The organism is Pseudomonas sp. AC172, assembly GCF_979258595.1.
This window is the reverse complement of the sequence record NZ_OZ409868.1, coordinates 5,671,847-5,685,259: the sequence shown is the minus strand read 5'-3', so window position 1 is coordinate 5,685,259 and position 13,413 is coordinate 5,671,847. Positions and strand designations below refer to the sequence as shown.

The window sequence follows — 13,413 nt, the reverse complement described above, 5'->3', positions numbered from 1 at the left end:
AGCCTAGAAATCAGCACACGGAATCAGCTCAATGCGCGGGACAGACAAACTGACGAACGACCAATATATAAAACATCTATTTGAAGTTCTAAAGAGGGTAGACTCCTATATAGGTACGACAAATACCAAATGCACGCTAATCATGTCTTATTGCGCAGCTGCAATCGGCATTGTAGCTTTAAGCACATACAGAGTGATACCAACTATAGAAAACAATCTATTCCTGTATTTTTTTGGCGCGATATGTTGTTTTGTTTTCGCTACAGGGGTGGCATGCATGTTCTTGGCAATAAAAGTTATATTCCCGATTACTTTCAGCTCCGTTGAAAGATCTAAAGGCGATTCAGTAATTTTCTATGGTGACGTTGCTACCTTTAACGGTGGAGCTGGAGGATACCATCTAAAATTGCAAGAAATTACAGAGGACGACTTTATAAAAGATCTCAGTCAACAAATCTTTACGGTGTCTAAAATCGCGTCGGATAAATTCTCAAAAATCCAAACCATCTCAAGCCTTCTTATATGGCTAAATTTTCTTCCGTTAGTGATTCTACTAATCTCATGTGTAATCCACTCAGTTATTTGTAGGGGTTTAGTATGAAAAAAGGATTTTCCTCGAGGGGTTTTGAGGCCATTGTCGAGAACGCCTTAAAACGCAAAAGCATTACCAAGTCTTTCGGGATGGGTACTGAATCATTTGAACAACAAATTTATGAGCGTGCTTTCGCAACAGATAATGCTATAGAAATACAAACAGAAGACACGTTACAAAAAGACATCCGTCGAGCATTCGGGAGGTCAGGAGAAAACTCAGCATCCATTGGAACACATCCTGACTTCGCCCACCTCGTCGGAACTAAGGATCAAGAATACCATCATATATCTTCACTTTTTCTTGACATAAAAAACTCAACTCGACTGTCGTTTCTATATGATCTCGAGGATGTGGTATGGATTAAAGACAGTATATTGAAAGCCGCATCAGAAACAGTTAGAGGAATGGATGGATACGTACATCGTTTCATGGGAGACGCTCTCTTAGCCTTTTTCGGAAGTAAAAACAAAAATAGAGATGACAGTATAATTGACGCTATAAACTGCGCAGCAGTACTTGAATCTTTGATGGTTGGGACTATCATACCATTTTTAGAGAGCAGGAACTTTGATGCGGCTTATCTTGGGTTCAGAATCGGTTTAGACTTCGGACCTGATGAAAAGGTATTATGGGCATCGTATGGATTCAAGGAAGTAAATGAAATAACTGCTACATCCTTTTATGTAGACGTAGCTGCTAAACTCCAGAGCATGGCGCGCAAAAATACCGCAATGCTTGGAGAAAACATCTTAGACACCATCGACTTCCCTAATGATTATGTTCAAAAGAAAGTCATTACGGTAAAGGGCGAGCGCACCGAAGTTGATCATCTAAATAAAGTATATAGCGACCGGGATGGCCTACAACATCGCTACAAAGTAAGAGAATTAAAACATGATGCATACAGAGATCTTCTGCCGTACACCCCAGATTTAAAGCAAGAGTTCCCAGGAACCAAAATAGTTTCTGCCGAGGGTATAGATTACAAATGTTACGCTAAAGACGGAGAAAACTTTAAAGAGTACTATTCCGTCTCGCAATCGCTAAAGAAAAATGTCGACTTACAATTCAAAGTACTTATTTCAAGAGTTTCATATAAAAAATATAACTTTCCATTATCGGTAAAATTCACAAAAAGAAACTATGGCCGAGAGGCGCAATTAAAAACACAGGCAGGAGTTTTTCAAAAAACGGAGATACCGGTTACTATCACTCACCAAGATATTACCAGCGGTTTCTTTCGTGGCCAAACAGTTATTGAGAACGAATCGACTTCCTATCGTGGACTACACACTATGGAAGCCCAAGTTAAAGATGCTAACGGCCAAGTGCTATTTCGCGACATCATTGGCGTTTACATTGAGTGACTCTCTCAGTCCAAATAACAATTTACATTAAAATTCCAAGCGAAGAAGTGAGCCCTAACTGACACCCTCTTAACAAAACTTTATCTTGAGGGTAAAAATAGGGATAGCACACGAAACTCAATCTAGTTAATTCTTTTAATATCATGCTGTTATTTTTTGATTCGACTCCTGGTGCCGCACCATACAAGACGAAGCCCCTGCAGAAATGCAGGGGCTTCGTTGTTTTCTGTAGCAGAAGTCTGCCCAAAGGTTTTAAGTGGTATCAAGCAGGATGCAGATCCCGCAAAGCTTCCGGATGCTGGCTGGCGACCCTAAGGAGAGTTTGAGCCGCACCCGTCGGCTGCCGGCGACCCTGCTCCCAATCCTGCAAAGTCCGCAGACTCACACCGATCAGTTTGGCAAACGCACTTTGAGAAACGCCCACTTTGGCACGCGCTTCTGCTGCCGCAGAGAGCGGCACTTGAGTCACGCGCGCAGCCTTTCCAGCCTTCATCTGACGTACAGATTCCAGCAAGTCCTGCTGGAATTGCTCCAGTTCATCGACCATCGCTGATTTCCTCCTTCAGTTGCTTAAGGAAGGCTAAGGGCAAATCGTCAAACTTTGCCTTGGTGTAGGCAATGAGTAACCAGATCGAGCCTTCAGAAAGCGTGTTGTAATAAATGACACGTGTACCGCCTCGCTTACCCATGCCGTTGCGAGTCCACCGCACCTTGCGCAAACCTCCACTGCCAGGCACGACATCACCAGCCAGAGGATTTGCAGCAAGCCAATTTATGAATTCATGGCGCTCACCATCGACCCATATGGCGTCTGCATAGCGCTTGAACATTTCCGTTTCGATGATTGTATACATGAACCTGACTATACGGCTACGCCGTACAAACAAACCATAAACGTTTATAGGGACAGATCGACGAAATGCATGGCGCGAAGCCTTGTGAAATCTGTTGTAACGACAAGCCACTACTAGCCACCGTTGCTCATTCGCCCCTCGCAAAGCTACCGTTCAGTTCGTCGCTGCCAATTCAGCGACCGGGCCTGATAACCCGGGTAAGATACAGGCGCACCAGCGCCCCAACTCACGTTTGCCGGCGCATTTTTTGTGTCTGCATTACCGTGCAATGGCGGCTGTGCGTGGGAGACCTTCGGGTCTGCCGGGTTCCTGTATCTCCGGTTTATCAGCCCGCGCATAGCTGCCACCCATTCGTCTGATAACGAATTGGCAGCTCTCATTTGATACAGGGAGTTCACAAATGAATGCCATTTATCCGTCAGTACCCCCGGTCACTTCACGACGCCCTTCTCGAAAGGCAGGTGAAGCGAAATGACCCATTCTCAAGATCTGAAAACCCTCGGCCTCACCCACTTTTCCTTCCACTCCAATCAAGCGATGTTCCGCACCAACCGTGGTGTGCCGGTAATCGCCGCCCTTTCCCACGCCTCACACTTGCTTCACATTTCACGACTGCTCACTGCGGACACTTCAGTTTCTCGCGACCCTGATCTTCACGCTTATGCCTCGCAGTATTTGCAGGAGTTAAGCAAGGCGTTGATCGATGATGTCGTGAAAGTGATGGATGCGCCGCCGGACAAGCCGTTGATGTAAACGCCGGTGTCAGGCCCTCGCTGATGCGAGGGCTTTTTGCGTTTCAGACTTGGCTGATCTCAAACACGAACGAAATTTTCTGCTGACTCGCACTCCACACATAGCGCAAATGCTTTCCCTGCTTCGGAATCGATACCGCTGGCGGCCGAAACGCGGCGACGCATTCATGGCCCGGTAAGCGAACGCTGTTGTAGAGCAGTCCCCACGACTCGGTTTCGCGCAGTTGCCGGGCGAATAGCTGAGACGGCCCATAAGCCTCCGGATCCGGATTGTGCAGCTCGGGGTGATCGTGACGAATGTCGTGTAACGCTTTAACCACCCGATTGACGTAAGTCCGCATGGTCAACTCAAGATCTGCTTCCTGTGTAGCAGCTAGAAATCGCTCCTGGTGATAACAGGTCTCGGCGATGGCAGCAGCCTGACTGCTCGCAGCGTAGTAAACGCCGAAGGTACCGTCGCAGAAACGACTGCGTTTGCCGATGTGGGTAAACGCAGCCATCACCGGCGTCGAACCGGGGCCGGAGAGTCGATCTTCGGGTCGCACTCGGGCGAGAACCCCGGCCTGCTCGATCAGACGATCATTGGTCAGCGCTTCAATCGCGTAAGCAACTTCCAGGTCTTCGGGATCGAGCACGTCTTCGAACAACGCAATGGGCGGGAAGCTGCTGTTGACGATCCGATAGGCTCGCGTCCACGCCACATCAACCAAATCGGGCGCCTTCAACCGCGCACCCCATCGAGATAGCGACGCACATCGGCGATGTCGACCACGCGCCCGGCGAGCATGTAATCCAGCGCCGTTTGCCCATTGAATGGCGCTGCCGTGTTCGGACTACTAACCCACGTGTAGGCACGCTCACGGCTGTTGCTGAAGATGATGCTCAGCGCCTTGTGAATACCCATCAGGTAGGAGATGCGCTCAAGGGTGTCATTAGGCAGACGTATGTTCGGAAGGTGTTTGTATTTGTAGAACGTGGTGTTGCCAACGCCGCCCAGCAATGTGCGTTGCTGCTCAGCGCTGCAGCCCCAGCGCTCCATGAGGTTAAAGAAGAACTTCAGCGCGACGCGACCGGCTTCGGGGGCGTCGAGTTGTTCGCGAGGGGTTATGGCCTGCGATGAGGTGGGCATGTGGCCGCCTCCGTGATTGGGTGCCTGAACATGAGCCTAGTACAGATACGGATAAAAATTAATCTTCAATACTTAAACGAATAAGATTTTCGGCAGAAATGGGCGACGAAAACCGCCCCTCGCACCAAAACCACACACTTTTTTTGACCCCCATCACCCCCACGTCACCAAAAACCCCGATCCTGTGTCAGCCTCCAGCCATCGGCGGAGACATCGATTCGCTACTAAACCCGCGACAACTATGCTCAGGTGCAGGAATATAGCCAGCATATGGCGCCTGACCGGCAGTCTCGTAAACAACAATACCCAGCCCACTTCAGAGGGCATTACCCATGGATAGCAGAACCTTACGCAACCTCATGCGCATCGTGCAGACCGGCTCGTTGTCGGCCGCAGCCGAGCATTCGTGCCTGACTGTGCAGGCGTTGGCCGCGCAGTTGAACAAGGTCGAAGAGCAGTTCGGTTTCCGCTTGTTTCGTCGTTCCAACAAAGGGCTGACGCTGACGCCGCAAGGCACTGAGCTGACGCCTTATATGGACAAGGTGCTGATTGCCACGCGACAGATGGAAGAAAAGGTCGAGGCGCTGAAAGTGCCGGGGCAGCGGACGTTGAAGGTTGCGTTGAACAATACCTTATCAACTGACTTCAACCGGCGAATGATCGGGCGACTGATCGAGGTGTTTCCCGATTACCAGATGGAATTCAGCTACGCCGAGTCGATGGAAAATCTCAGCAAGCTGAAGAACGAAGACTTTGACCTTGCGGTGCTGATCGGCCCGCAGCGGCCGGGGTTGCCGAGCATTGTCTTGCCGGATGTACAGGTGCAGGTGGTCGGCGCGCACTGCGGCCAAGAGAACGATCCGCTGACGTTGCTGGGCAACAAGTTTCAGGTGCGTCCTGCGGAAGATTGTCCGTATTCCCACAGCTTTTTGCGTTTTCTCGACGCCGGGTTGGGCAATCACGAGAACGGTCAACGTATGGTTTATTCGTGCAGTGAAACGTTGACGTTGTCTTTGATCACGCAGATGGACGCGGTCGGCATGGTCTCCCGTGAGGCCGCGCAAAAAAACGGCCTGACGATTTTCCCCGGTTTCGAGGACTTCCTCGAGGTGCGCCTGGCGGTGAACAATCCGGAGCTGTCGAGCCAGGCGCTGAGCGACGTCGTCGATCTGCCGCTACATGAACGAGCCGAGCGCAATGTACGCAGCCGTCCCAACCGCCACACTGAGAAAGAGGTTTTTGCTGAAATACGCACATAACAACGTCGGAATCGCGGCATAGAATTCCGGGCGGTCGAGCTGTATGTGCTGATCCTTGATCAACAAGGGTGTCAGGCTGATCGCAGCGACGATCGCCACCGGCAAGTATTCCAGCGCCCGCGCAACGAACGGCGGCCAGTGCTCGGTATTGACTTGCAGTGGCAGCGCGCGTGGCAGAAAGGTCACAGCCATCATCAGCGCGACGACCAGAATCAGGAACGTTTGGTCAGGCATACACCCACTCCGCAGCCCACAAACGTGGCGATAAACACATTGAACGGCGAGCTGCCGACCAGACTCAGCGCGCCCATGCACAGCACAGCGGCCGCAGCGGCGATGAGTTTGTTGCGGGTGTTGCACAGCGACACCAGCACGTAGAGCATCATCGCGGTCAGGGCGTAGTCGAGCTGATATTTGATCAGGTGCGCCGCGTACTGCGCGCAAACCGCGCCGAGCAAACCGCCGAGCACCCACGAGGTGTGGCAGAACAGGTTGAAGCCAATCAGATAACGCACGTTGACCGGCGCACCGGTGCCGAGTTTGACGCTGTGGAACGCGAAGGATTCGTCCGTCAGACCACCGGCGTAAGCCCAGCGCTCCATGCGGCTCAAGCCGAGTGCGCGCAGGGCCTTGGCCATGTACACCGACATCAGCATGTGCCGCGCATTGATCAGGAACGTGGTCAGCACGATGGTGGTCAGCGACGCACCGCTGGAGATCAGCGCCAGCGCGGCGAATTGCGAAGCGCCGGCGTAGACGAACAAGCACATCGCCACTGGCAGCCACATCGGCAGTCCGGCGTTGACGGCCATCAACCCGAACACGAATGACACCGTGAAGTAGCCAGCGACGACCGGACTGGCTTCGGCAAACGTGCGCGACGGCTGATGGGCAGCCATCAGCGGCGCACTGCCGGACGTTTCATTCATAGATCCCTCTCAAATGTCCGTTCGCCATGAGGCTCGCAAAAACCCTGGGCAGTCCAAAAACGCTTGCCCGCGAGGTTAGCATCGTCGACGAACAGAAACATCCGCAACACACCGACGCGCTTCATGTCGGAGGACGCCGCTTCAACCAGGCGTTGACCGACGCCCTGGCTGCGATAGCGCGGGCTCACGGCCAAATGGTTGATAGTGCCGCGACTGCCGAGCATACCGCCGAGCACAGCGCCGACGATTTCGCCAGAGACGTCGAAGGCGAGATAGGCCGTGGTGGTTTTCTGGATCAGCACGCCGCGCAGGCACTTGGCGTCCTGCCATTCGCAGAAGGACACTTCGTCGAACTGGCGGAAGAAGCGCTCCATGCGCTGCGCATCCTTGGCCGTGGCGCGTCGCAGCACCACCGGCGTCGAGCACTCGACGCCGTCGATTGGGGTGATCTGATTAGCGAACAATGTCGAAAGCGGTCCCGGGCCGCGAGAAGGAAATCGCCAGAATCTGCCGATACGCCATGGCATGCGTGTGGGTGTTGCGCGCCGGGGTCACGTAGTGGCGCATGTCGCGGTCGAGGAAGTAAGTGGTGTCGAGAATTTCCTGATACGTGGTCGACGCCAGTTGATGCTCATGGATGTCGTACAGGCGACTCTCCGCACCCTCGACGTTATTGCGGCCCCAGAAGTGCACACCGCTGAACGGATAACCGTCGCAGTGAATCCCTTCAGGGGTGATTTCCAGCTGTTTGCCGGGTTTGATCTCGATGCGGATCTGATGAATCTGGCACTGCCAGATTTCATCGTGCAGCTCTTCCGGCAGCACGCTTTTGTACACTTCGAAATCGGTGTCGATCAGGCTGCGCATCACTGGTGAAGTAATCACTTCGTCGGAGAAGTCCTGAAAGTGCCGCACCAGGCCGCCAACATAGGCGTTGTTCTCTTTCGACTGCACGTAGGCGCGATGCTCGAGCTGCTTCAACTCGCGAGTCTTGGGGTTGTACTCAAAGTCGCTGTAACGACGGTAACGCATGCCGGCTTCGGCCTGACCGTAGTAGCTGTCAGGCTCCATGTTTTCCCAACTTTTGGTCAGTCTGACGAAGTCGGCAAAATGACCGTAGAGATTGAAGTCACCACCCTGGACGTTGACATATTTGTCGCGCCGTAGCGATTCGCCCACTTCTCTGTTCAAAACGATCATTACCAAATTCTCCGCTGCGTTGAGCGGCCTAATCTATTAGGTGGAGAATTTGCGTCCATGAGAAAGAATTTCAGGCATTTAAAGCCCTGCTTGAAACGGCGTTTGCAGCGTCTCAAAAACAACTTTTACATGACAAAAACACGGGTTTTTTCCGGTTTTCGTCGAAAAACCGTCGAAAAAAAACCCTGAACCAGTCGGGGTTTTTCTCATGTTTCTTACACTTGATCAGGCATCAGAAGATGTTGATCGGATAATCCACGAATACGCGCAGTTCGTTACCGCTGACGTTGTACTCGCTGGATTTCTGCGAAACACGCAGGATCGAGCTACGCAGTTTCACGCTCAGGTCTTTGGCCGGGCCAGATTGCACGACGTATTTGAACTGGTTGAAGATCTCGCGCTCAGTGCCGCCTTCGCTGGTGGAGGTGGTGATGTTGTCGCCACGCACGTAAGCGAAGTTGTAGCTCAGGCCCGGCACGCCGAATGCGCCGAAATCCAGGCCGTAGCCCAACTGCCAGCTGCGTTCGTCTTCAGCGTTGAAGTCGGACCAGTAGGAGTTGGCCAGGTAGATGGTGTTACCACCGTCGCCAACGCGATGTTGATCTTTCTGGTAACCACCGTAGGCGTAGCCGAGGTTGCTGTCGCCGGTGGAGCGCTGGTGGGCCACAGTGAACGAGTGTGGGCCAGTGGCGAACGTTGCTGCCAGGCTCCAGATCTTGTTGTCGCGACCGGTCACGATGCTTTCGCCGGGAATGGTGTTTTCGCGAACGTACGAACTGTCGAGCTTGGTGCGGTAACCGTTGAAGTCCAGGGTCAGAGACTGATCCTTATTGAACGGCAACACGTAGTTGGCATTCACGTATTGTTTCTTCAATACGTCTTCGACGTCGGAAGCGTACAACGCACCTTTGAAGTTCTCGGTGAACTGGTAACTACCGCCCAACACGTTGATCGACTTCAGACCACCGCTGTCACGGCCTTCATCGCTCTTGCGCGATTCAGCGGTGAAACGACCGGCGTTCAGTTCCAGGCCTTTGATCTCTTTGGAAGTGATCAGGGTACCGGTGTAGCTTTCCGGCAGCAGGCGGGAGTTGTCGTAGTTCAGCACCGGCAGGGCCGGCATCTGGTCGCCGTAGGTCAGCACAGTATTGGAGAAGCGGAACTTCACCGCCGCGCCGCCCTTGGCCAGGTCGTTGGCCGCGCTGCCGTTATGGCCTTCTACGTAGCTGTTTTCCTGTTTGAAGAAGTCGATACCACCGGCGCCGCTGCGACCCTTGCCGCCATCCAGACGCAGTGCGTACAGACCGAAAGCATCCACACCGACACCCACGGTGCCTTGGGTGAAGCCGGACGAGAACGTACCGATGGCCGCTTGGCCCCACTCGGCTTTGTCCGGGTTGCCGTCTTTGTAATCACGATTGATGTAAGCATTGCGCAGCAGCACCTTGAGGCTGCTGTCTTCAACAAAACCCTTGGACTCGGCCTGGTCGTTAGCCATGGCCTGAGTGGCACTCAACATCCCCAGTGCGATCAGACTGATTCGCTTGTTCAACATTTTGTTTTCCTTATTACGGGTTGAAACGCGCTGTGTCGAACGGCGGAAACGGCGCTTTTGCACTCTTTTATTCACCCCGAAACAAAAAGACCCGCCCACGACATGTCATGGCGGGCCTGCTCATTATTTTGAGTCATGGCGGTTGGCCACAGGCGTTGGGCCGAATCGTAGCCGTGCCCTGAACAATGTGTCAATTTCAAGAATCGTCTTTAAATAGGTAAAAATCGTCTAAGAAACGTAAATTTTGCGCTGAGTCCTTGCTGGGAAATGCAAACAGTCAGTGAATCCAGCGCGTATCAGGCGCAACCATCGATGGAACAAAATGCAGAAGTTTTAACGGTTTCATCGAGGACGATTGCCTGTTGCAACCAATCGGCAAATGCCTGCGGCTTGCCCAGCCAAGGGCTTATGTCGATCAATTGAAATGTCCCGTTCTGTTCCAGAGCCATTGTCGGAAAACCCTGGCCGCCCAATTGAGCCAGAAACTGGCGACTGGCTTTTACATGCCCCTCGCTGTCAACCGACTCCAGCGCAATGTGGAAATCTTCCTGCGCATAGCCCATCTGCATCGCCAATTCCAACAGCACGGCTGAATCAGCGATGCGTCGCCCTTCCACATAGTGCGCGGTCTGCAACCGCCCCATCATGCGCAGACCGCCTCGGTCGATGGCTTCGGCCGCCATGACCGCAGCAATCGGTGGCGTCGAATCGAACACCGCCGAGTGATCGCGCAGCAAACCTTCGAAATATGCTTCGCCAAAAGGCTGGCCGGTGTACTCGGCAATGCGTCTGTCGTGGGGCATGACGTAATTGCGCAGTTGCGAGGAAACAGGCTGGCGGTTGGCGCCACTCATCATGCCCCCTGCATGGGCGACCACTGGCAACACAGCCTGCGCCGCTTCTACCAGCGGCTTGGCGCCATAACACCAGCCACACAACGGGTCGTAGATGTAATGAAGAATCATGGGGAAAGCTCCGGCAAAAGTGAGAGAAATCGATGGCGGCAGATTAGTCCCTGCACTCATGCGGAAAAATGCTGGAAAGGCTTTCAGTCTGTTTCATGAATCGGTCGAATTGGCCGACCGGTCAGATTGTGTCGATGCGGACACAAATTGAAACAATCAGACAGGGGAACTTATAAGGAATAATTAACGGAAGTAAATGCAAAGCATTACCATTCGCGCGATCGAATTCTTCCACCCTTTCGGATGCGCTGTTCAATGCCTGCCCCGTTCCGTCTTACGCCCGTCACTCTTGGGCTTTCTGCTTTTCTGTCCAGCGGTTTTGCCTACTCCGCGACCGAGTTACCTGCCACCGCGATCAGCGCCGAAGCGCAAGCCGATGACCCACGGGTGAAGCTCAGCAGCACCGCGACCCGCACCTCAACGCCCGTGCGTTATGTGCCGCAGGCCATTGATTCGATCAAGACCTCGAACGTCGCCAACTACGGCACCAACGACATCGCCGACGCCTTGAGCGGCATGCCCAACGTCAGCAGCAGCGCCGACACCCGCTTCGACAGCCTGCGCATTCGCGGCTTCGATGCCAGCAACGATTTCTATCTCGACGGCATCCGCGACGACAGCCAATACAAACGCGATCTGCACAACATCGAACGCGTCGAAGTCCTTAAAGGCCCGGCCGCCGTGTTGTACGGCCGTGGCAGTCAGGGCGGGATCGTCAATCGCGTGAGCAAAATGCCGGAGTTCGGCCGTCGCTCGACCATCGAAGCCCAGGGTGGCAGCGAAGATTTGCGCAGTCTTTACGCCGACCTCAGTACTGACCCGAGCGAAAACATCAGCCTGCGCCTGAACATGGGCAACATGGATGAAAACAGCTTCCGTGATGGCGTCAGCGGCAATCGCCAACTGTTCGCGCCGTCGATGAGCTGGCAACTGACGCCGGACCTGAACTGGCTGGTGCAATACGAATACAGCCGCTACAACCGCACCCCGGATCGTGGTATTCCCGGCGTCAACGGGCGCCCAGCCGATGTCGGTCGTGACACCACCTACGGCAACGATCACGATTTTATCGATGACAAGTCGCAGTCCTTGCGCTCGAAACTCACTTACGAAATCAACGACAACTGGCAACTGCGCCAGACCCTCGGCGTGTTCAAGCTCGACAGTGATTTCGACAACACCTACCTCACCGGTTACACGCCAGCGACCAACAAAGTTACGCGCCAGCACTGGCAGCAGGATCTGACCACTCGCAACGTCTATAACAATGTTGAACTGGAGGGCGGATTCGATACCTTCGGCCTTGAACATCGTCTGCTGACCGGCGTGGAGATCGGCAGTCAGCGCCGCGATCCGACGCTGTATAACGCCGCCACCGGCAGAACGCCGGGCGCGCAGCCGGTACCGGCACTCGACCTGTACAACCCGAACCGCGATCTGCGCCACACCGGCAGCATGCAGGTTTCCAGCAGCAGCCACACCGAAGTCGAAAGCCGTGCGGTGTACGTGCAGGATCAACTACGCCTGAATGATCAGTGGCAATTGCTCGGCGGTCTGCGCTACGACACCTTCGATATCGAATCGACCAACAAGCTGCGCAACATTTCCGAAGACCGTGATAGCCACAGCACCAGTCCGCGCGTGGGCCTGGTCTGGACGCCGCTGCAGAACCATTCGTTCTACGCCTCGTGGTCGAAGACCTTTTCGCCAGTGGGTGGTGGCTTGATCGGCATCACTCCGGGTGCGACTGGCAATACCAACGACCTGAGTCCCGAGTTGACCAAGCAAAAAGAGATTGGCGTGAAGAGTGACTGGCTCGATGACCGCTTGAGCACCACGCTGGCGATCTATGACCTGGAACTCTACAACCGCCGCACCACTGATCCGAACGACCCGACCCTGACCGTGATGTCCGGTCTGCAGCGCTCGCGCGGGATCGAGTTGACCGCCACCGGCAACATCGTCGGCAACTGGTACATGCGCGGTGGCGTCGGCATGCAGGACGCGAAGATCGAGAAGGACAACAACGGCCTGGAAGGCAAACGCATCAACAACGTTGCCAAGCACAACGGCAGCCTGTTCCTGACCTGGAAACCGGAAATGGGCTGGTACGGCGAAACCGGGCTGACCCTGGTTGGCCAGCGTTATGCCGATAACGCCAACACCACGGTGTTGCCGGGTTATGGTCGCTGGGATGCGCTGGTCGGTTACCGCTTGAAGGATTGGGACTTGCGCGCGGCACTGAACAACATCACTGATCGTGAGTACTACGCGTCGGCCACCAGCCAGTATCAGATCCAGCCGGGTGCGCCACGCAGCGTCGTGATGACCGGCACCTACAGTTTCTGATTGCACACCAAACCTGCGGGAGCGAGCTTGCTCGCGAATGCGGAGGGTCATTCAACGACGATGTCGACTGACCGGACGCTTTCGCGAGCTAGCTCGCTCCCACTGTGAACGGGTGCGTACAAAATAATCGCGAATAAAAAAGCGCCGCCATCCCGGCAGCGCTTTGACCAATCCCTGTTGTTCTTCTTATCCTTCCATCACAGCCCACAACGCATCCAGTTCGGCCTCGCTGAACAGGCCAGCGGGGTAACGCTCGATCATCGTCCGGCGCGGATCAGGTTCCCTGATCTGACGCGTTCCATTGGACTTCAACCAGTGCGCGACAATCTGGAGCGATTCGCCGTTAACGGCCATGGGATGCAACGTCCGCTCGCTGACTACGTTCACTTCGGCGTTCATTTCAGCGCTCTCTCCCCGTTCATGAGCGGCTACGTTATCCAAGGTTTATGACAGAACTGT

16 protein-coding genes are annotated in these 13,413 nt (G+C 54.0%); 5 read left to right on the top strand and 11 right to left on the bottom strand.

Going from position 1 to position 13,413, the window contains the following annotated elements; genetic code table 11:
* The first annotated feature begins 31 nt into the window (after positions 1-31).
* Together ACZ0A4_RS25695 and ACZ0A4_RS25690 are read left to right on the top strand one after the other, a co-directional pair.
* On the top strand, positions 32-601 hold the full coding sequence (locus tag ACZ0A4_RS25695; protein ID WP_463576792.1) for a Pycsar system effector family protein: 570 nt from the start codon (positions 32-34) through the stop codon (positions 599-601).
* Positions 598-1,962, top strand: a complete 1,365-nt coding sequence (locus ACZ0A4_RS25690; RefSeq protein ID WP_463576791.1) for a nucleotide-binding domain-containing protein — start codon at positions 598-600, stop codon at positions 1,960-1,962. Before ACZ0A4_RS25695 ends, ACZ0A4_RS25690 begins: the two co-directional genes overlap by 4 nt.
* A gap of 262 nt (positions 1,963-2,224) precedes the next feature.
* Here the strand turns inward: ACZ0A4_RS25690 and ACZ0A4_RS25685 are convergent, their stop codons facing one another.
* Both ACZ0A4_RS25685 and ACZ0A4_RS25680 read right to left on the bottom strand, forming a co-directional pair.
* Complete coding sequence (locus ACZ0A4_RS25685) at positions 2,225-2,509, bottom strand: helix-turn-helix domain-containing protein (RefSeq protein WP_016986316.1); 285 nt, start codon at positions 2,507-2,509, stop codon at positions 2,225-2,227.
* Positions 2,499-2,816, bottom strand: coding sequence for a hypothetical protein (locus tag ACZ0A4_RS25680; protein WP_026000690.1), 318 nt, complete (start codon positions 2,814-2,816; stop codon positions 2,499-2,501). The genes ACZ0A4_RS25685 and ACZ0A4_RS25680 overlap by 11 nt, the downstream gene beginning before the upstream one ends.
* Positions 2,817-3,287: 471 nt before the next feature.
* On the opposite strand from ACZ0A4_RS25680, the gene ACZ0A4_RS25675 reads away from it, so the two are divergent.
* Complete coding sequence (locus tag ACZ0A4_RS25675) at positions 3,288-3,569, top strand: DUF3077 domain-containing protein (RefSeq protein ID WP_064388945.1); 282 nt, start codon at positions 3,288-3,290, stop codon at positions 3,567-3,569.
* Between the two features lie 43 nt (positions 3,570-3,612).
* On the opposite strand, the gene ACZ0A4_RS25670 is transcribed toward ACZ0A4_RS25675, so the two are convergent.
* Entirely contained in the window at positions 3,613-4,278 is a 666-nt protein-coding gene (locus ACZ0A4_RS25670) for an RES family NAD+ phosphorylase (protein ID WP_463577641.1), read from the bottom strand.
* An 11-nt stretch (positions 4,279-4,289) separates the two neighbouring features.
* A complete protein-coding gene (locus tag ACZ0A4_RS25665) occupies positions 4,290-4,697 on the bottom strand; it encodes an MbcA/ParS/Xre antitoxin family protein (RefSeq protein WP_463576790.1) in 408 nt (135 codons plus the stop codon).
* A 332-nt stretch (positions 4,698-5,029) separates the two neighbouring features.
* On the opposite strand from ACZ0A4_RS25665, the gene ACZ0A4_RS25660 reads away from it, so the two are divergent.
* Positions 5,030-5,956, top strand: a complete 927-nt coding sequence (locus ACZ0A4_RS25660) for a LysR family transcriptional regulator (RefSeq protein WP_397480790.1) — start codon at positions 5,030-5,032, stop codon at positions 5,954-5,956.
* On the opposite strand, the gene ACZ0A4_RS25655 is transcribed toward ACZ0A4_RS25660, so the two are convergent.
* The 6 genes from ACZ0A4_RS25655 to ACZ0A4_RS25630 all read right to left on the bottom strand — a co-directional run bounded on the left by ACZ0A4_RS25655 (position 5,873) and on the right by ACZ0A4_RS25630 (position 10,605).
* The gene (locus ACZ0A4_RS25655; protein WP_007952614.1) at positions 5,873-6,190 is read right to left on the bottom strand and encodes an AzlD domain-containing protein; all 318 of its coding nucleotides are present in this window, start codon (positions 6,188-6,190) and stop codon (positions 5,873-5,875) included. The two genes, ACZ0A4_RS25660 and ACZ0A4_RS25655, sit on opposite strands and share 84 nt — an antisense overlap.
* The gene (locus tag ACZ0A4_RS25650; protein WP_007909125.1) at positions 6,169-6,885 is read right to left on the bottom strand and encodes an AzlC family ABC transporter permease; all 717 of its coding nucleotides are present in this window, start codon (positions 6,883-6,885) and stop codon (positions 6,169-6,171) included. The genes ACZ0A4_RS25655 and ACZ0A4_RS25650 overlap by 22 nt, the downstream gene beginning before the upstream one ends.
* Positions 6,882-7,259: a GNAT family N-acetyltransferase gene (locus tag ACZ0A4_RS25645; RefSeq protein WP_463577640.1), complete on the bottom strand. Its 378-nt coding sequence runs from the start codon at positions 7,257-7,259 to the stop codon at positions 6,882-6,884. The genes ACZ0A4_RS25650 and ACZ0A4_RS25645 overlap by 4 nt, the downstream gene beginning before the upstream one ends.
* 79 nt (positions 7,260-7,338) lie before the next feature.
* Entirely contained in the window at positions 7,339-8,085 is a 747-nt protein-coding gene (locus ACZ0A4_RS25640) for a 2OG-Fe dioxygenase family protein (protein WP_034151909.1), read from the bottom strand.
* 232 nt (positions 8,086-8,317) lie between these two features.
* Positions 8,318-9,640 carry an OprD family porin gene (locus tag ACZ0A4_RS25635; protein WP_463576789.1) on the bottom strand — a complete coding sequence of 441 codons (1,323 nt, stop codon included), beginning with the start codon at positions 9,638-9,640 and terminating at the stop codon, positions 8,318-8,320.
* 296 nt (positions 9,641-9,936) lie between these two features.
* Positions 9,937-10,605, bottom strand: coding sequence for a DsbA family protein (locus ACZ0A4_RS25630; RefSeq protein WP_463576788.1), 669 nt, complete (start codon positions 10,603-10,605; stop codon positions 9,937-9,939).
* Positions 10,606-10,860: 255 nt separating this feature from the next.
* On the opposite strand from ACZ0A4_RS25630, the gene ACZ0A4_RS25625 reads away from it, so the two are divergent.
* Complete coding sequence (locus ACZ0A4_RS25625) at positions 10,861-12,954, top strand: TonB-dependent receptor (RefSeq protein WP_463576787.1); 2,094 nt, start codon at positions 10,861-10,863, stop codon at positions 12,952-12,954.
* Between the two features lie 186 nt (positions 12,955-13,140).
* Here the strand turns inward: ACZ0A4_RS25625 and ACZ0A4_RS25620 are convergent, their stop codons facing one another.
* Complete coding sequence (locus ACZ0A4_RS25620) at positions 13,141-13,353, bottom strand: hypothetical protein (protein ID WP_007909115.1); 213 nt, start codon at positions 13,351-13,353, stop codon at positions 13,141-13,143.
* Positions 13,354-13,413: the final 60 nt, after the last annotated feature.